We start from the raw sequence: 20023 nt of genomic DNA on the forward strand, positions 1-20023 counted from the left end.
TTAAGCTAATGCCGGCTTCTTCCCCAGCATCCGGATAACCTTGAAGTGGGAGATGACCGCACTGGTCATCGTAGGCATGCAATGATAAGTGAGGTTATGTTTCCGGCATTCCTCGGCTACGATTTTGCTGAGCGCGGGATAATGTATGTGGGCAATGCGCGGGAACAGGTGGTGTTCTACCTGGTAATTCAGGCCGCCTACATACCAGGAAATAATTTTGTTGTCCGGTGCAAAGTTAGAAGTGGTTTTGATTTGGTGCACCGCCCATTCGCTTTCAATCTGCGTAGGTTCGATGCCTGCCACTTCAAACTCCGTTTCTTCCACCACGTGTGCCAGTTGGAACACCACCGCCAGCGTAAAGCCGAGGGTAATGTGCATGGCCGCGAAGCCTACCAGCCAGGCCTGCCAGCTTACAAACAGTAAAGGCACCACGATGTAAAACGCCACGTACAGCAATTTACTCAGCCAGAACACCACGTGATCGGTGGTAGACATTGTCTTCAGCGGCGTAGTGTTCACTTTGCGGGCAAAATATTTCTGAAAGTCGTTCCCAAATACCCAGGCGAAAGAACTGATGGCATACATGAACGGCACATACAGGTGCTGTATCCTGTGCATAGGCACCCAGCGCTGCGTTTGACAGTGACGCATGAGCGGACTTTTGGCGATGTCGTCGTCTACGCCGTCTACATTCGTGTAAGTATGGTGAATGATGTTGTGTTTGTGTTTCCAGATGAAGGAATTGCCACCCAGCGCATTGAGCGTAAGGCCCAGGGTTTCGTTTACCCAGTTTCGGGTCGAGTAGCTTCCGTGGCAGGCGTCGTGCATAACGTTGAAGCCAATGCTCGCCAGGATCAGTCCGAGCATGGCGCACAGCCCGATAGCCAGTAAAGGCGGCATGCTTACCGTAAGCACCGACACGTAAATGGCCAGCGCCGCCGGAATAAGTACAGCGGTTTTGTGATACAACTTCCAGTTGCCGGTCTTCCGCTGTTTAGTTTCCGCAAAATATGCATCTACCGAAGCTTTCAGCGATTGAAAAAATACTGCGTTTTTGTTGTTGAAGGTAACTTTTGACATTAGTAACAGTTAACCGGGCAGCTACATGTTTGCTCCGGCATTATAGAATAAGGTTTGGTTTAGTTCCAGTTTATAACAGCGCAATCGTTTATAAACGTTAAAGATAGGCTTTTCAGGGGGATTGCGGCCTATTTGTACCTGAATTATGACGAATTTAACACGGTATCTCAATATCTTTGAAGAAGGACTAAACAGACTGGCCATATGAATATCCATTATTTTCAGCATGTTCCTTTTGAAGGGCTTGGTTGTATTGCAGACTGGATTGACCGGAAGGGGCACCAGGTGAGCGTAACCCGCTGGTATGCAGGCGATGCACCGCCTCCTCACGACCAAACAGACTGGCTCATTATTATGGGCGGCCCCATGGGTGTATATGACGCGGCGCAATACCCCTGGCTGGAAACGGAGAAAGCGTACATCCGGGAGGCCATACAGCAGGGCAAACGCGTGTTGGGCATCTGCCTGGGAGCGCAACTGATTGCCGCGGCGCTGGGCGCTAAAGTGTATCCCAACCGCGAAAAGGAAATCGGCTGGTTCCCCGTGCATTTCGAGAAGGCTACTGCCCTGGTGGATTTTTTTGCCTGTTACCGAAACCGTTTTTCACTGGCACGGCGACACCTTCGACTTACCCGAAAACGCCGTCCGATTCGCTTCAACCCCGGCCTGCCGGAACCAGGCTTATGTTTATGGCGAGCGAACCGTGGGACTTCAATTTCACTTTGAAGCTACGGCAGCTTCGGTAGCCGGGATGATCGAACACGGCCGGGACGAACTGATCGCAGACACTTATATCCAGCGCGAAGTGGAAATACGAGCCGGTAACGGCCACATCGCCATCAATAACCAACTGATGTATACTTTACTCGACAGGATGGAAAAATTAATATAGCTTATGAACGTACAGTTACTGATCGTAGGCGGAGGCCCAATTGGACTGGCCTGCGGCCTTGCAGCGCAAAAAGCGGGGATTGATTATGTGATTATTGAGAAGGGCTGCCTGGTGAACTCGCTGTACCACTACCCGTTGAACATGACGTTCTTTTCCACCTCGGAACGGCTGGAAATAGGCGGCATCCCCTTCGTATCCATCAACCCGAAACCTACGCGGCCCGAAGCCATGGAATACTACCGCCGCGTGGCCACTTCGAAGGAACTAAATGTGCATCTTTTTGAAGAGGTGAAAGGGATCGTACACCACGACAACGGATATACGGTAAGTACGGCCAAAGATAATTACGAAGCCCAATTCGTCATTATCGCCACCGGTTTTTATGATATTCCGAACCTGCTGAACATCCCCGGCGAAGAGCTGCCAAAAGTAACGCACTACTATAAAGAACCGCACTTTTACGCCATGCAGCACGTGCTGGTGGTAGGCGCCAATAACTCCTCCGTGGACGCCGCCCTGGAAACTTACCGCAAAGGCGCCAACGTAACCATGGTGATCCGCGAAGGCGAAATCGGCAAACGGGTGAAATACTGGGTAAAACCGGATATCGAAAACCGCATTGCCGAAGGCTCCATCACCGCATACTTCCACTCGCGGCTGTCCGCCGTGCGTGACCGGAAGTAGATATCGAGACCCCAAACGGCATCGTGACCATCAAAAATGATTATGTATTGGCGATGACAGGTTACCAGCCCAACTTTGCCTTCCTGGAAAAATGCGGGGTGCTGTTATCTCCGGATGCTAAAAAGCATCCCAAATATAATAGTGAAACGATGGAAACCAACCTGGATAACATTTACCTGGCCGGTGTGGTGTGTGGCGGCATGGATACGCATGTTTGGTTTATTGAAAACTCACGGGAACATGCGGACCGGATCGTAGCCGATGTGGCAAAGAAACTCGGTAAATAAATAAGAGCGCGGCCTTCCCGACCGCGCTCTTATTTATATAATGTTTACTTCTCTTTCCAGGTCTACCCCAAACTTACCATGCACTGTTTCCAGCACATGCGTTGATAAATCATAGATTTCCTGCCCCGTAGCCCCTCCATTTCACCAACACCGGGGCCTGGCGGGCGTGTACCCCCGCATCTCCTTTTCGGTAACCTTTTAATCCGCACTGCTCAATGAGCCAGCCTGCCGCCAGCTTATATTTGCCATTCGCCAGCGGATACGCCACCAGCTCCGGGAATGCCGCCTTTAACGAAATATACTGCGCCTCACCGATTTCCGGGTTTTTAAAGAAACTGCCCGCATTCCCGATTTCCGCGGGATTCGGCAGTTTGGAACTGCGGATATTGATCACCGCCTGGCTGATGGCCTGTAAGGATAAATCGGTTACGCCCATGTGCGCTAGTTCCTGTTCTATCGCCCCGTAAGAGGTGTTAAAACGATGTTTTTATTGAGCCGGTAAATCACCGATAAAATCGCGAACTGCCCTTTATACTGGCGTTTAAACACGCTTTCGCGGTAACCGAAGTCGCAGGCTTCATTGTTAAAATTCACCGTGGCATGATCGTTCATATGGTAAGCGGACAGCTCATAAAACGTGTCCTTGATTTCCACGCCATATGCCCCGATGTTCTGCATCGGGCTGGCGCCCACGTTACCGGGGATCAGCGACAGGTTTTCCAGTCCCGAGAGGTTTTGAGCGATGCAATACTGCACAAAGCTGTGCCAGTTCTCTCCCGCCCCCGCCTGTACGTAAACGTGATCGTCGTCTTCTTTTACCGTATGAATGCCTTTGATCTCATTTTTCAGGACCAGTCCGTCGAAATCTTTAGTGAGCAGCACGTTGCTGCCCCCACCAAGGATCATATGGGGCACGTTTTTCCACGCGTCGCTTTCAAGTATTTCGCGCAGTGTTTCTTTGGAGTCGAAAGCCGCGAACCAGCGCGCTTTGGCGTCGAGGCCAAAAGTATTGTAAGGTTTCAGTGAAACATTTTGAGATATCGTCATAAAGGCAGGTTCAAATGTGCTATCTTTAATAAACCGGACAAAGATAATTAACAAAACTATGTCTCAAACAGCCATTGTAATAGGCGCCACCGGTCTCACCGGCAGTAGCCTGGTCTCCGCGCTGCTGAACGACCCGGGCTTTTCCGCTGTAAAGGCGGTAGGTCGCAAGCCGCTGGCGCTGCAACATGCCAAACTGGAAAACATCACGCTTTCGATGACGGATACCCGGGCGCTGCAGGCGGCTTTGCAGGGCGATGTAATATTCTGCTGCATCGGTACCACCATCAAAAAGCGGGCAGCCAGAAGGCCTTTATCGAAGTAGATAAAGATATTCCCGTAAGGTGCGCAGAAATCGCGCACCAGAACGGGGTAAGGCAATTCCTGCTCATTTCTGCCGTGGGCGCCAATGCCGCGGCACGCAATTTTTACCTGCGTATAAAAGGACAGGTAGAAAAAGAAGTGGCGCGGACAGGCTTCGAAGGGATGCACATCTTCCGCCCCTCCATCATTTTGGGAGAACGGCCGGAGTTCAGGTTGGGCGAAAAGATAGGCGCCGCCATCATGTTTGGCATCCGCTTTTTGCTACAGGGCAAATTGAAAAAATACCGCGGTATAGCTGCCGATACCATTGCCGATGCGATGCGACATATTGCCAAACAGCAAATACGCGGTACGCATATTTACGAATCTGATGAAATACAGGCCATTGCGGATAATGCGGCCGCCAGCTGATTTTTACTTTATTAGATGTTTTCGATTTTGATATGAACAAACTTATCCGAAGCCTTGCCAGCGTCCTATGCCCTGGTGTTGCCCATTACAATACATGCTCAGATCAACCGGCATTTGCCCGGCTCCGGAACGATAAACCCGTTGCACCCGTGGCCGATCCGTCGCTGTTCCGCGATGACTTCACCATGATCAGTCATAACCTGGTATACAACTTTGTGCTTTCTGCGGCTGAAGAGGAAAGTGGCGCCACGTTCGCCCGTTACGTGCATCGCCGCATCCGCGTGAACACGCAAAAGGGCAGCGACAGCCTCACACACATCATACTGCCGCTACGCCCCACCGAAGCGATATCGTTCATGCGTGCACGCATCGTACAGCCCGATGGCTCGTCGTTGCAGCTGTCCGGCCAGCTCGAATACATGGGCACCGCGAAAGAGCCGAAAGCCGTACTCTCCATTCCACCTGTGCCCGTGGGTGGTGAACTGGAGTATGAGACAGAAGGACTGGTGAAAAACGACTTCGCAGGCGCAGAGTATTTTCAATGGGAATATCCCACGCTGGAAACACATTTCAAAATCATCTACCCGAAAAAATATTTCATTCGTACCACCAGCCGCAACGGTTATCCGCAGGCCACTTCATACACGAAACCCGAGGGCAATGTACTGGAAGTTAAAACCGGAATTATCCAGGCAAAAAAGTGACCAGCAACAGCTATTACATGCCGCAGCTGGCGGGCATCGAGTTTTCACTATACAAGTTTATTGCTGACACGGACAAACGTAAAAACGATACGCTGCAGTACAACTGGAATAGTTACGGTGAAGAACAGTTTGTGGGCTATTTCTATCTTGACAAAACAGAATTTGCCCGGCTGCAGAAGGAGATGGATACCTGGGCCTTCCTGAAACAGCAAAAGCCTTTGCCGCTGATGATTTACCAGATAGAGCATTTCATCAAACATAAATACAAGCTGAATAATTGGGGCAACCCGAACGAGATATACGATCTTTCTTCGATCCTGCGCACGCAAAGAACGAACGAAGCAGGACTCGCACGGCTCATGGCCGCTGTGTTTTATATCATGCGCATCCGCTGCCAGCTGATGCTGGTGAATGACCGCGACCAGTATCCGCTGGACAGCAATATCGTAAAACCAGGCGCAGCCAGCAATATACTGCTCTATTTCCCGGACCTGCACCAGGCCCTGGCCCCTACAGAGGTAAACTATCAGCTGCCGTACTATCCGCCTGCATGGGCCGGCATCCCTGCCCTGGTGGCCAGCGATACTTTGGTAGATGGCATTACCCGTGTGAAAACACATTTTGCCAACACGCCTATGCCGGATTACACCTCCAACGGCATGCGCAACGAAACCGAAATTTGGGTGAGCGACACCGCTACCAGGGCTACGTTGCAAGGTTACCAGGAATTTGCCGGTTACGCCGATGCACAAATTAAAATGGCATTGCAGGCAATGACCATCGATCCGAAAACTACTTACAATGGGGTGCTGCTGTTGAAGCCCGACCGTAACGACATTATCGACGTAAAGGCAGAAAATGTGGAATGGTCGCCGGTACGTGCCAACGCTCCGTTTACCCTACGCGGCAAATACACGATGCCGGACTTTGCACGGGCAAGCGGCCGCGAACTGCGCGTGGCTACCGGCTCACTGCTGGCTTACCAGTACAGTCCCATCAAGCGCCTCGCGCCTTCGCAGGAAACCATCGATCTGCCCTACCCTTGTTACTTCGAGAAAAAGGTGATCGTGCATCTGCCCAAAGGCTATCGCCTGAAAAATAAAAACGAGTTCAATATCGATTTGTCCAATATCGATCCTCTGGTGGGTTTACGGGTAAATGCGCGCGAAGACGCAGGCACCGTTGTACTTTTCATGACGGAATGGTACAAACAACCGCTCCTGCAAGGCGCTTCCCGTGCAGCCTACGATCGTATGCAGGCAGTTATTGAAAACCTGGAAAAAACAGATTTAGTACTGGAGAAATAAATTAATGGGGGTAGCCTCAACAAGTTCCTCAGCCGCCGCGGTGTCACTCCATCCGGCGGCTGTTTTTTTATACATAATCCACGTCCGGAATAATCACCACCGACCGGAACTGCTTTTCGGTCTGCAGCTTGATGAAATATTCCTTCAGCATATCTTTCGTCCGCGCAATCACCTGCGTATCACGCGGCAGTTTAATCATCATCTCCTGTAAATAATTATTACGTACCCGGCTTACGATCGGCGTGGCAGGCCCTACCAGCTGCTGTCCCAGTTGCGGCTGCAGCCAGTTGCCCAATACCTTCGCAGCACGTTCCACCGTTTGCTCATTTTTATGCCGCAGCGTAATCCGCAGCATGCGCACGAACGGCGGGTAACCGAAGTACTGGCGCTCCGCGATTTCCGTATCGTACATCGCGCGGTAGTTGTGGTCGATTACATATTGCAACACCGGGTGCCTGGTATTACTCGCCTGTATCAACACCCGTCCTTTGCCATGTTTACGGCCACTTCGTCCGCTCACCTGCTCCATCAGCTGGTATGCGCGCTCATTCACACGAAAATCCGGGTAACTGAGTAAACTATCCGCACTTAAAACGCCCACCAGGTCGACATTTTCGAAGTCGAGTCCTTTCACCACCATCTGCGTACCCACGAGGATGTCTATATTCTGCTGCTCCAGTTCCCGGATCATCTTATTATGACTATCCTTGTTACGCACCGAATCCATGTCCATCCGCGCAATGCGGGCGTTGGGGAATACCGTATGCAGGTCATCTTCCACCTTCTCTGTACCAAAACTCTTCGGCAGTAAAGTCTGGCTGCCACAGGCCGTACAAGTATGAATGATCGGGTAACGCGTACCGCAGTAGTGGCAATGGAGCTTATCCGCCTGCCGGTGATAGGTAAGCGATACGTCGCATTGTTTACAATGAGGAATCCAGCCGCAGGTGGTGCAAAGCAGGAAAGGCGCATAACCGCGGCGGTTCTGGAACAGGATCACCTGTTTCTTATTCGCGATCGTTTCCCGGATCGCGTCTTCCAGCGCGGCGGTCAGGTTGCCTTTCATCTTTTTGGCGGCGAGTTCGGGTTTAACGTCTACCACTTCAATAGCCGGCATTTCGATACCGCCATAACGTTCGCCGAGATATACCAAACCGTACTTGCCCTGCTGCGCATTAAAGTAAGTTTCTATCGCGGGTGTGGCAGAGCCGAGCAACACTTTCGCTTTAAACAATCCGGCGTAATAAATCGCCGCATCGCGGGCATGATAGCGGGGTGCGGGCTCCTGTTGTTTAAAAGAACCGTCATGTTCCTCGTCCAGGATAATGAGGCCGAGATCGCGGAAAGGCAGCAGCAGGCTGGAGCGGGCGCCCAGTACAATGTTTATCTCGCCGCTTTTTACTTTGTTCCAGATTTCCACGCGTTCGTTGTTGTTAAAACGCGAATGGTAAATCCCGATCTTGCCGGCGAAGTGTTTCTGCAAACGGCGGATAATCTGCGCGGTGAGCGCTATTTCCGGCAACAGGTATAATACCTGTTTGTTCCGTTGCAGGCAGTCTTCGATCAGCTTTATATAGATTTGTGTTTTACCGCTGGAGGTTACACCATGCAGCAAAGTCACCTGTTTTTCTTCGAAACACTGGTAAACTTCCAGCAAGGCTTTGGCCTGGGCAGTGCTTAGTTCAAAGTCCACCGTAATGTCGCCCTTACCCATCCGGATACGATCGACCGTACGTTTCTCCACCCAAAGAATATCCTTATCCACCAACCCTTTGAGCTGGGCAGCACTGGCGCCGGATTTCTTCAGCAGGTCGCTTTGCAACACATCGCCCTGGGTTTTGGAAAAATGAAGATAGGCCAGCAGCAATTCCATTTGTTTGGGTGCGCGCGCCAGCTCATTGAACAACGGGGCCATGGCTTCATCCGTGGCGTAGGCCGGGTTCAGCTGTATATAGTTTTCTTTCTTTTCGCGATAGGCTTCTTTCAACTCCTCGTACACCAGGCACACCCGCTTTTCGATCAGTTGTTTGATCACGGAATACACATCGGCTTTATCCGGGATCATCTGTATTTCCCCGATCCGCAGCTCCTTGCGGATCTGCAAGGCTTCGGCGAGCAGGTATTCATCGTCCGACAGCATCGTATAATCATCGCCGAATGCTTCATTGTACTGGAGCACCGTTTCGCTGCTCAGTTTGAGGTGTGCCGGCAGCGCGGCGTTGAGCACCTCCCCTCGGTACACATGTAATACGAAGCCAGCCAGCTCCAGAAAGCGGTTTGCGTGGGATATACGACCGGCTCCTTATCCAGCAGGTCCATGATGGGCTTACACTTATAAGCACCCGGCGCCTGGCCGTGGATCGCCTTTACGATGCCGGCGTATTTCTTTTGCTTACCCAGCTGTACGGCCACGCGGCTGCCCACCTGCAGTGTCCCTTCCATATGTTCGGGCACCGCATAGGTGTAATTCCTGGGCAAAGCCAGTGGTATTATGACATCGGCAAACTTCATGCAGGCTGTAAACTCGGGTAGTTATGGTATTTTCTTAATTCGGTGTCCATCATGTCGTACACCTGTTTTTTCAGGGCCGGGAGGTCCGCCAGGGTTAAACCTTTTACGGATACTTTGGGCAGCCACACCACGCGGTTAATACCGGGGGTGAGCGACAGCAGTCCTTTTGCGCGCAGGCGGTGGTTGCTGTCTACATATAAAACGGGACGAATATCTGTTTCCATTTCAATGGCCATACGGAACGCCCCGTCGTGGAAGTGGCGGAGCGGCTGGCCGGTGTAGTTGGTCGTACCTTCGGGGAACACCAGCATGGATACACCTTCTTTAAGCGTAGCCTTCATGGTACGCACGCTCTGGGCGCGGGCGCGGGCGTCTTTACGGTCTACCAGTACCACCGACTGGCGGTAAATGAAACCGAAGGCGGGGATTTTCACCATTTCAATTTTGCCCGGGGGCGGAATGGGAGTCGCATCACCTTTACCGCGATGGCGGCATCGAGGTAAGAAAGGTGGTTGGCCACGTAAATCACGGGTTCTTTGTCTTCTGCTTCGTAACGGATGCGCTTGAACCAGATGCCTACCAGCGGAAACCAGGTATGAGCCCAGAACCGGAGGAAGTAAAATACCATGTTGCCACCGCGGATCTTACCGAACAGCGACACCAGGAAAATGCCGGGTAAAATCAGGAACATGATGGCTATGAACCAGATAGCGGCGTGAATATTGTAAAGGGCCAGGAAAAAATTCCGGATAAAACGCATAGTTAAACGCTCAAGTGTTGTGTAAAATGCGAAAATAAAGAATTTATAGGCCGATCCCTACCCTTTTCCATATTACCATGCCATGACATAAAAGTTCCTACCTTTGCCATCCTTATGACACAGGCTAAAACAGTAGCATTTCATACACTGGGCTGTAAGCTGAACTTTTCAGAAACCTCCACTATTGGCAGGATGCTGGAAAACGACGGCTTCGTGAAAAAAGACTTTGACGACAAAGCCGATGTGTACGTGATCAACACCTGCTCGGTAACCGAAAATGCCGACAAAGAGTGCCGGCAGCTGGTGCGCCGCATACAGCGCCGTGCGCCGGAAAGTCTTGTGGTAATTACCGGCTGTTATGCGCAGCTGAAGCCGCAGGAAATTGCCAGCATCGAAGGAGTTGACCTGGTGCTGGGCGCCGCCGAGAAGTTCAATATCGTAGATCATATCAAGGAACTGACCAAAGGCGACAGCGCTAAAATCTGTTCCTGCGATATTGAAGATGTAAATACGTTCCATTCGTCTTATTCCGTAAACGACCGCACCCGTACTTTCCTGAAGGTGCAGGACGGCTGCGATTACGGCTGTACTTTTTGTACCATTCCCATGGCACGCGGGATCAGCCGTAGCGACAGTGTGGCCAACGTGGTGGAAAACGCCCGTGAACTGGCTGCCAATGGGGTAAAGGAAATTGTACTCACCGGCGTAAACCTGGGCGACTTCGGCAAAGGTTTCGGTGGTGGTAAAAACGCGAAGAGAGCTTTTTTGAGTTGATCCGGGAGCTGGATAAGGTAGAAGGTATCGAGCGTTACCGCATTTCTTCCATCGAGCCCAACCTGCTGAGCAATGAGATCATAGAGTTTGTGGCGAACAGCCGCAAGTTCATGCCGCATTTTCATATCCCGCTGCAAAGCGGGAGCAATGAGATACTTGGTCTCATGCGCCGCCGTTACCGCCGCGATCTGTATGCCGAAAAAGTAGCGCTCATCAAACAGTTCATGCCGCATGCCTGCATCGGTGTGGACGTGATCGTAGGTTTCCCGGCAGAAAGCGACACGCACTTTAAAGAAACGTACGACTTTTTGCACGACCTCGATATCTCTTACCTGCACGTATTTACCTATTCTGAAAGGGAGAATACGGTTGCGCTGGAGATCAAACCCGTGGTACCTGTAAACATCCGCCACGAACGGAATAAAGCGTTACGTAACCTGAGCCACAAAAAGATGCAGTACTTTACCGAACAACACATCGGCGAAACCCGAAAGGTGCTGTTCGAAGGACATGGAAAGGAAGGAATGATGGAAGGTTATACCGATAACTACATCAAGGTAACAACACCTTTCAGAACCGAGTGGGTGAACAATCTTATAGATTGGGAACTTCGCTAGAAGTGGCTACAGCCCAGCTTTTGAAAAGATAAGTAGATCAAAGCCAAAAGATTATTTCTGAAGAATTTGAAAAAATATTTGGCAGCATAAAATAAATTTCTACCTTTGCAATCCCATCGAACGAAAAGCGATCGAAACAAAAAAGGGAAAAGAAATTTTGGGAGTTTAGCTCAGCTGGTTCAGAGCATCTGCCTTACAAGCAGAGGGTCGGCGGTTCGAACCCGTCAACTCCCACAAAAATCCGATTCGGGTTTTGTTCTTAGAAAATAGAAAATTGGTTAGGGAGTTTAGCTCAGCTGGTTCAGAGCATCTGCCTTACAAGCAGAGGGTCGGCGGTTCGAACCCGTCAACTCCCACAACGAAAAGGAAGTACATCATGTACTTCCTTTTTTTTGTTTATAGCACTTCCGTTAAAGGTGCCTGCAAGCTCTAAGTATAAGCAGCTGACAGATGAGCTCAACACGCATAGCATACTGTCTCCATAAGGCTAAAAACAGCTATAGCTGAATAAAAAATCCCGGTTGCCAATGACAACCGGGATTTTTTATTTAGACTAATTAAATACTAGTAAGAAACGGCGTCGGTACGCACAGCCGAAGTTAAGTTCTTCAGCGGAGGCGCAAATTTAGTCAGATCGATACCTACTACTGCCGCCTTGTATTCATCCATGTTAGGGATTCTGCCAAGGATCGCAGACAGTACTACTACCGGTGTAGAAGCCAGCAGCGATTCCCCTTTTTTACGCTCGGAGTCTTCTACTACCCTACCCTGGAAAAGACGGGTGGAAGTGGCCATTACCGTATCGCCTTTCGCTGCTTTTTCCTGGTTGCCCATACACAGGTTACAACCCGGGCGCTCGAGGTACATCATGTTCTGGTATTCGGTACGTGCTGCGGCTTTGGGCGCATAGTCGTTGAACTCGAAACCGGAATACTTCTGCAGGATTTCCCAATCGCCTTCTGCCTGTAGTTCATCAATGATATTGTAAGTTGGCGCTGCCACTACGAGCGGTGCGCGGAACTCCACTTTACCCTGTTGTTCTTCCAGGTTTTCAGCATCTGGGATACGATCTTCAGATCGCCTTTGTGCACCATGCACGATCCAACAAAACCAAGGTCCACTTTTTTACCGCCACCGTAATAAGAAAGCTCACGGATGGTATCGTGTGTATAGCGTTTGGAAACGTCTTCGTTATTCACATCGGGGTCAGCGATCATCGGCTCAACGATCGCATCCAGGTCGATCACTACCTCGGCATAGTATTTAGCATTTTCATCGGGTGTCAACGCCGGTTTTTCACCGGATTTAATTTCCGCGATGCGCTTGTCGGCCCTGTTGATCAATCCCTGCAATACCTGGCGGGCGTTATCCATGCCTTTATCGATCATGATCTGGATCCTGCCTTTCGCAATTTCCAGCGACTGGATCAGCGTATCATCTTCTGAAATACAGATAGATGCTTTTGCTTTCATTTCGGCAGTCCAGTCGGTAAAGGTGAAGGCCTGGTCAGCAGGAAGCGTTCCGATATGCACTTCAATGATACGGCCCTGGAATACGTTCTCACCGCCAAACTTCTGCAACATCTGCGCCTGTGTAGCGTGCACCACGTCGCGGAAGTCCATGTGCTCCTTCATTTCTCCCTTAAAGGTTACTTTCACTGATTCCGGGATGGGCATCGATGCCTCACCGGTAGCCAGTGCCAGCGCAACGGTACCTGAGTCAGCGCCAAAGGCAACACCCTTTGACATCCTGGTATGAGAGTCACCGCCGATGATGATTGCCCACTCGTCCACCGTAATATCATTCAGCACCTTGTGAATTACGTCCGTCATGGAATGATAGCTGGCTTTCGGGTCACGCGCGGTGATCAGTCCGAAGTCGTTCATGAACTTCATGAGTTTCGGAATGTTCGCCTGTGCCTTCTTATCCCATACCGAAGCCGTGTGGCAACCAGACTGGTATGCGCCATCAACGATGGGGAAATTACGGTAGCCGCCATTGACTCCAGTTCCTGCGCGGTCATCAGACCGGTAGTATCCTGCGAGCCTACGATGTTCACTTCTACACGAACATCCGAACCTGCGTGCAATATTTTGCCGGGCGTGATGCCTACGGCGTTCCTGTTAAAGATTTTTTCTACTGCAGTCAGGCCCTGCCCTTCAACAGAAATTTCTTTAGAAGGAGCAAATACCGGAAGACTGTCAACGCCGAGTATTTTGGCTGCAATGGTCTGGATCTTTTTACCAAACACGATCGCGTAGGAGCCACCGGCTTTGATGAATTCCATTTTCTGCGGCGTCAGTGCTTTCGAAATATCGATCAGCTCACGGTCGCCGTTATAAAGTTTCTTTGTTTTTGTGTTGATGGTCAGCACTGTACCGGTAGCAACAGAATACACTTCCTCGAGGACCGGTTCGCCATTTTCATTGCGAACGATCTTGCCGTTTTCATCTGTCTTCTTTACCCAGTTCTTCAGATCGATGCCAATACCACCGGTAACGTCTACGGTCGTGAGGAAGATGGGAGAAATGCCATTGGTACCGCCTACGATGGGTGCAATGTTCACGAACGGCACATAAGGGCTGGCTTGTTTGCCCGTCCACAGCGCCACGTTGTTTACACCGGACATCCTGGATGAACCTACACCCATGGTGCCTTTCTCAGCAATCAGCATTACGCTCTTATCGGGATGTTGCGCTTGCAACGCCCTGATTTCGGCCTGTGCCTGGGGAGTGATCATGCATTTACCATGCAGCTCACGGTCGGAGCGCGAGTGTGCCTGGTTGCCCGGGGAGAGCAGGTCAGTTGAAATATCGCCTTCGCCGGCAATAAAAGTTACGACCTGGATTTCTTCGGGTACGTCGGGCAGTTTCGTGAAAAACTCGGCCCGTGCGTAGCTCTCCAGAATATCTTTAGCTATTGGATTTTCGTTTTTGAACGCCTCTTTCAGGCGGTCGGTATCGGCATCATATAGGAAAACCTGTGTTTTCAGCACTTTTGCAGCTTCCTGCGCGATGGCTGCGTCTTCACCCAGCGCGAGGTCCAGCAATACCGCAATGGAAGGTCCGCCCTTCATATGCGATAACAGCTCAAAAGCAAAAGCAGGTGTAATTTCGGGTACTGTAGCCGTACCGAGGATGATTTCCTTAAAAAGGCTGCTTTTACGCCGGCAGCACTGGTAGTTCCCGGCAACACATTATAAATAAAGAAATTAAGTGCGTCTTTTCTGTGTACATTGTCAGTATCTCTAATTTGTACGATGATCTCACTTAACAGCTCGGCCCCATCTATAGGTTTGGGATGCAGTTCCTGGCCCCTTCTCTCTTCGATTTCCTTCAGATATTCATTATAAAGCTCCATATACGATTTGTTCCTTTTTTCTAATCTGCAAATATAAGCAATGTGCTTAATATCACATAGGAAACGGCCGCGTTTTACCCTACTTTCCACGGAAATGGCAGCATATTTGCTGCCGGGTGGACTTACACACACCCTGCAACATGAACCATCGCTACCTCGCATTCGCCCTGGCCCGCATCACACTCGGTATCAATTTCTTAGTACATGGATTGGTCAGACTCCCAAAACTGGAGGCATTCCGCACCGGTATGGTCAAAGGATTTGAAGGTACTATGATGCCTGGTGCGCTTGTGGCGCCATTTGCCACGGTACTTCCTTTTATTGAATTTGCGATAGGCTTGTTCCTGATTATAGGATTGTTCACCAAACAATCGCTGACCGCCTGCGCGTTGCTGATGATGGCGCTGTTACTCGGCACCGGTTTAAAAGAAGACTGGGGAGCGGCGGGATCGCAGATGGTATATGCGCTTTATATTGCGCTGCTGCTGTTCAACCTCGATTATAATGCTATTGCGGTAGATACGCGAAAGAAACCAACAAGTTATTAAAACGGGGCTGACCAAAATTAATGGTCAGCCCTAATTTATTCGGGTACCTGATGGACACCTGTTATCGTTTATGCGATTCTCAAAGCTTCATTTTACTTTTTGGCCAGTCACTTATTGCTCCTGTGGCGGATTCCGGAAAATCCTTTTCACCACCTTTCCTATCCTGTTCAGGTTGGTCAATTGTTCCTGTATAGGCGTTAGCGTGAGATCCTGCGCCTGCACGCCCGGCTCGTTGATTTCCAGTTCCGTTTGTTCCGGATAGATCAGTAACAGGTTACTGTTTTTGAAGTGTTTCTCCAGCTTCGCAGGCAGGTTTTCCATGTAGGCGCTGTAAGACAGCGTGCCCTTTCGCGCAGACACGACTACCAGCAAATCGTCGCGGGATATACTACGGGCCAGTACAAGGAAATCCTCCATCTGTTCAAAAGCGTGAAAAGCAATTTCCATGGAAGATTTGTTGCGCTGCATCAGCTCGTGTACGGCATCTTTTGTACTATTGGAGCAGTACACCTGCAAACGTGCACCCACCTGCCGGGAGAGCAACATCATCTTTTGCATGTAATGTGCAAATCCTAGCTCATATTCGGCGTTTTGTGGCAGCATAAGTATCAGCCTGCGCGAAGTGTTTAAAGGATACAAAAAGCGGCAGATATACGTGGTTTCCCAAACGACCTGCAGCACGTTCTCCATCGTGGTGCCGAACAGCGTGCCGAACAGGCGGTCGGTGGTCGTGTTTTTATCGCTCCAGGCCATGACCACATCGCTGATACCGATTTCTTTTACGCTGCGCGATATGCCGTCCGGAACGTTCAGGTCTACACGCGCCACCAGTTTAATGTTCGCTTCCGTAGCTGCGGCGCTCACCAGCGCTTTTTCCATCAATTTATTACTGAGGAAGATCTTTTCTTTGGCTTCTTCGTCATCCTTCACCACCACTAAAGGATGGATGGGACTTGGCTGTCCCGGGCTCCGCATCAACATGGAGAAATCGAGCAGCGGCTCCAGTTTGTCGAAGTTGGCTACCGGGATGAGTGTGCGCTCCGGACCCGCAGGCATTTCAGGCATTTTCTCCGCTTCCACGAGGGCGAGTTTGCGGCCGGCGTTCTGGGTAACGAAAGAGCCAACCATGCAGGTAACGAGAATGAGTATCACCGTACCATTCAACACATGCTCATCGATAATACCCATGTTATAACCAATCAGGATTACCGCGATGGTAGCAGCCGCGTGCGAACTGCTTAACCCGAAAATCACATTGCGCTGCGCCGGCGTATACTTAAAAGACAACTGTGTAAAAAAGGCGGCCAGCCATTTGCTGAAGAGCGCTATCGTGGTAAGTACCCCCGCGATGATCAATGCATCCGGACCTTTCAACAATACGCGCAGGTCTACGATCATGCCCACGGAAATCAAAAAGAAAGGAATGAATAAAGCGTTACCTACGAACTCCACGCGGTTCATCAGCGACGACGTATGCGGGATCAGCTGGTTCAATGCCAGCCCCGCGAGGAAGGCACCAATAATGCCCTCCACCCCGGCCAGTTCGGCCAGGAACGCGCCGAGGAATACCAGCGCCAGTACGAATATGAAGTGAGATGTTTTATCATCTTTTATCTTCTTAAAAAACCAACGCCCTATCATAGGAAACACCCACAGGATAATTGCTGCAAACACAACTACAGACACGCTTAACCTGATCCAGAAAGCGGTATTCAGGTTACCCTGCTGTGCCCCCGTGATCACCGCGAGGATGAGCAGTACTGCCGTATCGGTAATGATCGCACCTACGGCCACGGTCACCGCTTCGTTTTTAGTAATGCCTAACCGGCTCGCCAGCGGATACGCCACCAGCGTATGGGTAGCGAACATACTGGATACCAGCAGCGACGCCATGAAATTGAAGTGCAGGAAGTAAGTGCACACCAAGTATCCCAGGATCAGCGGGAGAAAAAACGTGAATGCGCCAAAGACCAGGCTGCGATGCCTGTTTTTCCTGAACTCCGTCATATCCAGCTCCAGTCCCGCCAGGAACATGATGTACAGCAAACCGGCCTTTCCGAATAAATCGATACTACCTTTTTCGATGATGTGAAACCCGTGATCGCCAATGGCCATACCGGCCAGTATCAGCCCGATGATGCTGGGAATCCGGAACTTACGCAGGATGATCGGCGCCAGCAGGATGATAAATAGTACCAGTGAAAATATTGGAATAGGGTCCTTCAGCGGTAATTGAAAATTCATAAGTAGTACACTTCCCGTCATAACTCGATATATTTCTGTCGACTGTATTTCGCAACTTACAAAATTTCCTTCGCCCGGAATGACACAAAAATTTCACACCTCCCCCTTAAACCCTCCGAATTATGTTTAATTTTGTGTAAAATACCGGTAAGCAATGGATCATCAAACACAAACAGGTGGAAAAGTGAGAGAATGGGAAGATGTAATGGTCGCGGAGGATGAAGAATTCCCATACAGCCTTGTCGTGTGGAACGATGAAGTAAATTCCTTTGACTGGGTCATCAAGTCTTTGATAGAAGTATGCGGCCATTCTGAAGAACAGGCCGAACAATGCGCCATCATCATTCACCACAACGGCAAATACGCCGTAAAGTCGGGCAGTTACAGAGAACTGAGCCCCATGTGCGAAGCCCTGTTGGACAGAGGTATCACCGCCACCCTCGAAGAAACCGTTCCTTCCTGAGATGCCGGTTTTTCAGCTTGACAAAGCCCTTCTTTTCCCCCGGTACACCTGGCCGAACCCGATGGCCTGCTGGCCTATGGCGGCGACCTGAGTCCGGAAAGACTGCTGCTGGCCTACCGTTCCGGCATTTTCCCCTGGTACAGCGAACCGCCGATCCTCTGGTGGAGCCCCAACCCACGTTTTGTACTGCATCCTTCTGAATTAAAAGTATCTGCCAGTATGAAGCAGGTGCTGAAAAAGGCCTCTTCGAGATCACCATCAACAAAGACTTCCGTGGCGTAATCAGCAACTGTGGGCGCATCACGCGTCCCGGCCAGGATGGCACGTGGATTACCCGCCAGATGCAGAAAGCCTATGAAAAGCTGCATGAACTGGGTCACGCCGTATCTGCGGAATGCTGGCAGGACGGGCAGCTCGTTGGCGGACTGTACGGCATTCGCATGGGCCGCTGCTTCTTTGGCGAGTCGATGTTCGCGAAGGTGAGCAATGCATCCAAGGCGGCGTTCATTACGTTCGTTCGCCAACTCGAAACCGAAGGTGTTGTGCTGATAGACTGCCAGGTGCATACCGAGCACCGGAATCATTGGGGGCGAGGTTTATGGATAGGGAGGCGTTTATGGGAATCCTGAAGAAATATCTATAGAAAAAGCCCCACCTTAACGGCAGGGCTTCTCCCACTAATTATATCGCAAATTACTGTAGTTTCGCTTTCAGTGCTTTGTCCAGCTCTTCCAGGAATTCTTCCGTGTACAGGAAGTGCTTGCCATGTTCCACTTTGTTACCGTGGATACAAACAGCCGGTCTTTCGTCATCTTGCCGCTTTCAACGGTTTCGATACAAACCTGCTCCAGTGTCTGGCAGAAGTTGATCAGCTCCTGGTTGTTGTCCGGCGGCCGCGGAATTCCAGACCACGGGTCCATGCGAAGATGGAAGCGATCGGGTTGGTAGATGTCGGTTTACCGGCCTGGTGGTCGCGGTAGTGGCGGGTAACGGTACCGTGAGCCGCTTCTGCTTCCATGGTTTTGCCATCCGGCGTAACCAGGGTGGAAGTCATCAGGCCCAGGGAGCCAAAACCTTGCGCTACGGTGTCGGACTGTACGTCGCCATCGTAGTTTTTACAAGCCCATACGAAGTTACCGTTCCATTTCAGGGCAGAAGCCACCATGTCATCGATCAGGCGGTGTTCATACACCAGGCCATTCTTGTCGAACTCGGCTTTAAACTCTTGCTGGTAGATCTCTTCGAAGATATCTTTGAAACGCCCATCATATTTTTTCAGGATGGTGTTTTTGGTGCTCAGGTACAAAGGCCATTTTTTGATCAGCGCCTGGTTGAAACAAGCACGGGCAAAGCCTTTAATAGATTCGTCAGTATTGTACATCGCCAGTGCAACGCCGTCGCCTTTAAACTGGTACACTTCATGTTCAATAACGGTACCGTCTTCACCTTCAAATTTGATAGTGAGTTTACCTTTACCTTTTACCACGAAGTCAGTCGCACGGTACTGGTCGCCAAATGCGTGGCGGCCAATACAGATGGGAGCAGTCCAGTTGGGAACGAGGCGCGGTACGTTGGTCATCACGATAGGCTCGCGGAACACGGTACCGTCCAGGATATTGCGGATAGTGCCGTTGGGGCTCTTCCACATTTGTTTCAGTTTAAATTCTTCTACACGTGCTTCGTCAGGCGTGATGGTGGCGCATTTGATGCCTACACCGTACTGTCTGATGGCGTTAGCCGCATCCACAGTCACCTGGTCGTTCGTCTGGTCGCGGTATTCCACACCCAGATCATAGTATTTAATATCGAGTTCCAGATAAGGCAGGATCAGTTTGTCTTTGATAAACTTCCAGATGATGCGTGTCATCTCGTCTCCATCCAGCTCTACCACCGGATTTGCAACTTTGATTTTTTGAGACATTGTTTACAGTTTCAGGTTTTTATAAAGGTGATATAAGTAACGGGAACATAGTGCGCAGGCATGCGAACCATGTTCCCGAATTGGCTAAAGTA

General features: G+C 50.5%; 28 protein-coding genes, 2 tRNA genes and 1 pseudogene. 16 read left to right on the plus strand and 15 right to left on the minus strand.

The window, feature by feature from the left end:
• The gene (locus MKQ70_RS19110; protein WP_248073479.1) at positions 1-1080 is read right to left on the minus strand and encodes a fatty acid desaturase family protein; all 1080 of its coding nucleotides are present in this window, start codon (positions 1078-1080) and stop codon (positions 1-3) included.
• Positions 1081-1284: 204 nt separating this feature from the next.
• On the opposite strand from MKQ70_RS19110, the gene MKQ70_RS19115 reads away from it, so the two are divergent.
• Genes MKQ70_RS19115 through MKQ70_RS38910 form a run of 4 tightly spaced genes read left to right on the plus strand, consistent with a single transcriptional unit; the run spans position 1285 to position 2943 of the window.
• Positions 1285-1806, plus strand: coding sequence for a type 1 glutamine amidotransferase (locus tag MKQ70_RS19115; RefSeq protein ID WP_248073481.1), 522 nt, complete (start codon positions 1285-1287; stop codon positions 1804-1806).
• Positions 1784-1972, plus strand: a complete 189-nt coding sequence (locus MKQ70_RS19120; protein ID WP_248073483.1) for a hypothetical protein — start codon at positions 1784-1786, stop codon at positions 1970-1972. The genes MKQ70_RS19115 and MKQ70_RS19120 overlap by 23 nt, the downstream gene beginning before the upstream one ends.
• Positions 1973-1975: 3 nt before the next feature.
• Entirely contained in the window at positions 1976-2656 is a 681-nt protein-coding gene (locus MKQ70_RS19125; RefSeq protein ID WP_282456605.1) for a YpdA family putative bacillithiol disulfide reductase, read from the plus strand.
• A gap of 23 nt (positions 2657-2679) precedes the next feature.
• Positions 2680-2943: an NAD(P)-binding domain-containing protein gene (locus MKQ70_RS38910; RefSeq protein ID WP_308199081.1), complete on the plus strand. Its 264-nt coding sequence runs from the start codon at positions 2680-2682 to the stop codon at positions 2941-2943.
• Positions 2944-2976: 33 nt separating this feature from the next.
• Here MKQ70_RS38910 and MKQ70_RS41340 read toward each other — a convergent pair whose 3' ends face one another.
• Genes MKQ70_RS41340 through murB form a run of 3 tightly spaced genes read right to left on the minus strand, consistent with a single transcriptional unit; the run spans position 2977 to position 3990 of the window.
• Positions 2977-3039 carry a hypothetical protein gene (locus MKQ70_RS41340; protein ID WP_308199499.1) on the minus strand — a complete coding sequence of 21 codons (63 nt, stop codon included), beginning with the start codon at positions 3037-3039 and terminating at the stop codon, positions 2977-2979.
• 13 nt (positions 3040-3052) lie between these two features.
• Positions 3053-3379, minus strand: a complete 327-nt coding sequence (locus MKQ70_RS19130; RefSeq protein WP_308199082.1) for a hypothetical protein — start codon at positions 3377-3379, stop codon at positions 3053-3055.
• 17 nt (positions 3380-3396) lie between these two features.
• Positions 3397-3990: a UDP-N-acetylmuramate dehydrogenase gene (murB, locus tag MKQ70_RS19135; RefSeq protein WP_248073485.1), complete on the minus strand. Its 594-nt coding sequence runs from the start codon at positions 3988-3990 to the stop codon at positions 3397-3399.
• Positions 3991-4048: 58 nt separating this feature from the next.
• Between murB and MKQ70_RS19140 the strand changes: the two genes are divergently transcribed.
• The 4 genes from MKQ70_RS19140 (at position 4049) to MKQ70_RS19155 (ending at position 6733) form a co-directional block, all read left to right on the plus strand.
• Positions 4049-4312 carry an NAD(P)H-binding protein gene (locus tag MKQ70_RS19140; RefSeq protein WP_248073487.1) on the plus strand — a complete coding sequence of 88 codons (264 nt, stop codon included), beginning with the start codon at positions 4049-4051 and terminating at the stop codon, positions 4310-4312.
• A gap of 74 nt (positions 4313-4386) precedes the next feature.
• Positions 4387-4722, plus strand: a complete 336-nt coding sequence (locus tag MKQ70_RS19145; protein WP_248073490.1) for a Rossmann-fold NAD(P)-binding domain-containing protein — start codon at positions 4387-4389, stop codon at positions 4720-4722.
• A gap of 149 nt (positions 4723-4871) precedes the next feature.
• Entirely contained in the window at positions 4872-5426 is a 555-nt protein-coding gene (locus MKQ70_RS19150; protein WP_248073492.1) for a DUF3857 domain-containing protein, read from the plus strand.
• Complete coding sequence (locus MKQ70_RS19155; protein ID WP_248073493.1) at positions 5423-6733, plus strand: hypothetical protein; 1311 nt, start codon at positions 5423-5425, stop codon at positions 6731-6733. The genes MKQ70_RS19150 and MKQ70_RS19155 overlap by 4 nt, the downstream gene beginning before the upstream one ends.
• A 67-nt stretch (positions 6734-6800) precedes the next feature.
• On the opposite strand, the gene priA is transcribed toward MKQ70_RS19155, so the two are convergent.
• The 4 genes from priA to MKQ70_RS19175 are packed head-to-tail and all read right to left on the minus strand — an operon-like array spanning position 6801 to position 10004.
• The gene (priA, locus tag MKQ70_RS19160) at positions 6801-8960 is read right to left on the minus strand and encodes a replication restart helicase PriA (RefSeq protein ID WP_248073495.1); all 2160 of its coding nucleotides are present in this window, start codon (positions 8958-8960) and stop codon (positions 6801-6803) included.
• Positions 8924-9244 (minus strand): primosomal protein N' family DNA-binding protein, encoded by a 321-nt coding sequence (locus MKQ70_RS19165; protein ID WP_248073497.1) that lies wholly within the window; start codon positions 9242-9244, stop codon positions 8924-8926. Before MKQ70_RS19165 ends, priA begins: the two co-directional genes overlap by 37 nt.
• Positions 9241-9681 (minus strand): lysophospholipid acyltransferase family protein, encoded by a 441-nt coding sequence (locus tag MKQ70_RS19170; protein ID WP_248073498.1) that lies wholly within the window; start codon positions 9679-9681, stop codon positions 9241-9243. The genes MKQ70_RS19165 and MKQ70_RS19170 overlap by 4 nt, the downstream gene beginning before the upstream one ends.
• The gene (locus MKQ70_RS19175; protein ID WP_248073500.1) at positions 9675-10004 is read right to left on the minus strand and encodes a lysophospholipid acyltransferase family protein; all 330 of its coding nucleotides are present in this window, start codon (positions 10002-10004) and stop codon (positions 9675-9677) included. Before MKQ70_RS19175 ends, MKQ70_RS19170 begins: the two co-directional genes overlap by 7 nt.
• A gap of 114 nt (positions 10005-10118) precedes the next feature.
• On the opposite strand from MKQ70_RS19175, the gene MKQ70_RS38915 reads away from it, so the two are divergent.
• The 4 genes from MKQ70_RS38915 to MKQ70_RS19190 all read left to right on the plus strand — a co-directional run bounded on the left by MKQ70_RS38915 (position 10119) and on the right by MKQ70_RS19190 (position 11751).
• Complete coding sequence (locus MKQ70_RS38915; protein ID WP_282456606.1) at positions 10119-10778, plus strand: radical SAM protein; 660 nt, start codon at positions 10119-10121, stop codon at positions 10776-10778.
• Positions 10775-11395 carry a radical SAM protein gene (locus MKQ70_RS38920; RefSeq protein WP_282456607.1) on the plus strand — a complete coding sequence of 207 codons (621 nt, stop codon included), beginning with the start codon at positions 10775-10777 and terminating at the stop codon, positions 11393-11395. Before MKQ70_RS38915 ends, MKQ70_RS38920 begins: the two co-directional genes overlap by 4 nt.
• 159 nt (positions 11396-11554) lie before the next feature.
• A tRNA-Val gene (locus tag MKQ70_RS19185) sits at positions 11555-11629 on the plus strand.
• A gap of 47 nt (positions 11630-11676) precedes the next feature.
• Positions 11677-11751, plus strand: a tRNA-Val gene (locus MKQ70_RS19190).
• Between the two features lie 208 nt (positions 11752-11959).
• Here MKQ70_RS19190 and MKQ70_RS38925 read toward each other — a convergent pair.
• From MKQ70_RS38925 to MKQ70_RS42405, 4 genes and pseudogenes are all read right to left on the minus strand, one after another.
• Complete coding sequence (locus MKQ70_RS38925) at positions 11960-12421, minus strand: aconitase family protein (protein ID WP_308199083.1); 462 nt, start codon at positions 12419-12421, stop codon at positions 11960-11962.
• Positions 12397-13290 (minus strand): aconitase family protein, encoded by an 894-nt coding sequence (locus MKQ70_RS38930; protein ID WP_282456608.1) that lies wholly within the window; start codon positions 13288-13290, stop codon positions 12397-12399. Before MKQ70_RS38930 ends, MKQ70_RS38925 begins: the two co-directional genes overlap by 25 nt.
• Positions 13287-14345, minus strand: a complete 1059-nt coding sequence (locus tag MKQ70_RS19200; RefSeq protein ID WP_282457459.1) for a 3-isopropylmalate dehydratase large subunit — start codon at positions 14343-14345, stop codon at positions 13287-13289. The genes MKQ70_RS38930 and MKQ70_RS19200 overlap by 4 nt, the downstream gene beginning before the upstream one ends.
• Positions 14331-14917 (minus strand): annotated as a pseudogene (locus MKQ70_RS42405) (aconitate B); the annotation flags it as partial. The pseudogene MKQ70_RS42405 and the gene MKQ70_RS19200, both read right to left, overlap by 15 nt.
• Here MKQ70_RS42405 and MKQ70_RS19210 point away from each other — a divergent pair.
• On the plus strand, positions 14896-15303 hold the full coding sequence (locus MKQ70_RS19210; protein ID WP_248073503.1) for a MauE/DoxX family redox-associated membrane protein: 408 nt from the start codon (positions 14896-14898) through the stop codon (positions 15301-15303). The pseudogene MKQ70_RS42405 and the gene MKQ70_RS19210 sit on opposite strands and share 22 nt — an antisense overlap.
• Before the next feature lie 111 nt (positions 15304-15414).
• Here MKQ70_RS19210 and MKQ70_RS19215 read toward each other — a convergent pair whose 3' ends face one another.
• Positions 15415-17547: a cation:proton antiporter gene (locus tag MKQ70_RS19215; RefSeq protein WP_248073506.1), complete on the minus strand. Its 2133-nt coding sequence runs from the start codon at positions 17545-17547 to the stop codon at positions 15415-15417.
• 154 nt (positions 17548-17701) lie between these two features.
• Between MKQ70_RS19215 and MKQ70_RS19220 the strand changes: the two genes are divergently transcribed.
• The 3 genes from MKQ70_RS19220 to MKQ70_RS19225 all read left to right on the plus strand — a co-directional run bounded on the left by MKQ70_RS19220 (position 17702) and on the right by MKQ70_RS19225 (position 18639).
• Positions 17702-18010: an ATP-dependent Clp protease adaptor ClpS gene (locus MKQ70_RS19220; protein ID WP_248073507.1), complete on the plus strand. Its 309-nt coding sequence runs from the start codon at positions 17702-17704 to the stop codon at positions 18008-18010.
• 108 nt (positions 18011-18118) lie between these two features.
• Positions 18119-18292 (plus strand): hypothetical protein, encoded by a 174-nt coding sequence (locus MKQ70_RS43815; protein WP_504909761.1) that lies wholly within the window; start codon positions 18119-18121, stop codon positions 18290-18292.
• Positions 18292-18639, plus strand: coding sequence for a leucyl/phenylalanyl-tRNA--protein transferase (locus MKQ70_RS19225; protein WP_504909763.1), 348 nt, complete (start codon positions 18292-18294; stop codon positions 18637-18639). Before MKQ70_RS43815 ends, MKQ70_RS19225 begins: the two co-directional genes overlap by 1 nt.
• Before the next feature lie 81 nt (positions 18640-18720).
• On the opposite strand, the gene MKQ70_RS43295 is transcribed toward MKQ70_RS19225, so the two are convergent.
• On the minus strand, positions 18721-18930 hold the full coding sequence (locus tag MKQ70_RS43295) for an isocitrate/isopropylmalate dehydrogenase family protein (protein ID WP_248081886.1): 210 nt from the start codon (positions 18928-18930) through the stop codon (positions 18721-18723).
• Positions 18879-19931: an NADP-dependent isocitrate dehydrogenase gene (locus tag MKQ70_RS19235; RefSeq protein ID WP_248073509.1), complete on the minus strand. Its 1053-nt coding sequence runs from the start codon at positions 19929-19931 to the stop codon at positions 18879-18881. The genes MKQ70_RS43295 and MKQ70_RS19235 overlap by 52 nt, the downstream gene beginning before the upstream one ends.
• Positions 19932-20023: the final 92 nt, after the last annotated feature.

This window comes from Chitinophaga sedimenti, assembly GCF_023156195.1.
Lineage (GTDB): Bacteria > Bacteroidota > Bacteroidia > Chitinophagales > Chitinophagaceae > Chitinophaga > Chitinophaga sedimenti.

Bases quoted from the DNA above. Each gene is read 5' to 3' on its own strand.
- MKQ70_RS19110 (WP_248073479.1), bottom strand. From the start codon at position 1,080: ATGTCAAAAGTTACCTTCAACAACAAAAACGCAGTATTTTTTCAATCG.
- MKQ70_RS19115 (WP_248073481.1), top strand. From the start codon at position 1,285: ATGAATATCCATTATTTTCAGCATGTTCCTTTTGAAGGGCTTGGTTGT.
- MKQ70_RS19125 (WP_282456605.1), top strand. From the start codon at position 1,976: ATGAACGTACAGTTACTGATCGTAGGCGGAGGCCCAATTGGACTGGCC.
- MKQ70_RS19130 (WP_308199082.1), bottom strand. From the start codon at position 3,379: ATGGGCGTAACCGATTTATCCTTACAGGCCATCAGCCAGGCGGTGATC.
- murB (WP_248073485.1), bottom strand. From the start codon at position 3,990: ATGACGATATCTCAAAATGTTTCACTGAAACCTTACAATACTTTTGGC.
- MKQ70_RS19140 (WP_248073487.1), top strand. From the start codon at position 4,049: ATGTCTCAAACAGCCATTGTAATAGGCGCCACCGGTCTCACCGGCAGT.
- MKQ70_RS19165 (WP_248073497.1), bottom strand. From the start codon at position 9,244: ATGAAGTTTGCCGATGTCATAATACCACTGGCTTTGCCCAGGAATTAC.
- MKQ70_RS19170 (WP_248073498.1), bottom strand. From the start codon at position 9,681: ATGGTGAAAATCCCCGCCTTCGGTTTCATTTACCGCCAGTCGGTGGTA.
- MKQ70_RS19175 (WP_248073500.1), bottom strand. From the start codon at position 10,004: ATGCGTTTTATCCGGAATTTTTTCCTGGCCCTTTACAATATTCACGCC.
- MKQ70_RS38915 (WP_282456606.1), top strand. From the start codon at position 10,119: ATGACACAGGCTAAAACAGTAGCATTTCATACACTGGGCTGTAAGCTG.
- MKQ70_RS38930 (WP_282456608.1), bottom strand. From the start codon at position 13,290: ATGAAGTTCATGAACGACTTCGGACTGATCACCGCGCGTGACCCGAAA.
- MKQ70_RS19210 (WP_248073503.1), top strand. From the start codon at position 14,896: ATGAACCATCGCTACCTCGCATTCGCCCTGGCCCGCATCACACTCGGT.
- MKQ70_RS19215 (WP_248073506.1), bottom strand. From the start codon at position 17,547: ATGAATTTTCAATTACCGCTGAAGGACCCTATTCCAATATTTTCACTG.
- MKQ70_RS19220 (WP_248073507.1), top strand. From the start codon at position 17,702: ATGGATCATCAAACACAAACAGGTGGAAAAGTGAGAGAATGGGAAGAT.
- MKQ70_RS43295 (WP_248081886.1), bottom strand. From the start codon at position 18,930: ATGGACCCGTGGTCTGGAATTCCGCGGCCGCCGGACAACAACCAGGAG.
- MKQ70_RS19235 (WP_248073509.1), bottom strand. From the start codon at position 19,931: ATGTCTCAAAAAATCAAAGTTGCAAATCCGGTGGTAGAGCTGGATGGA.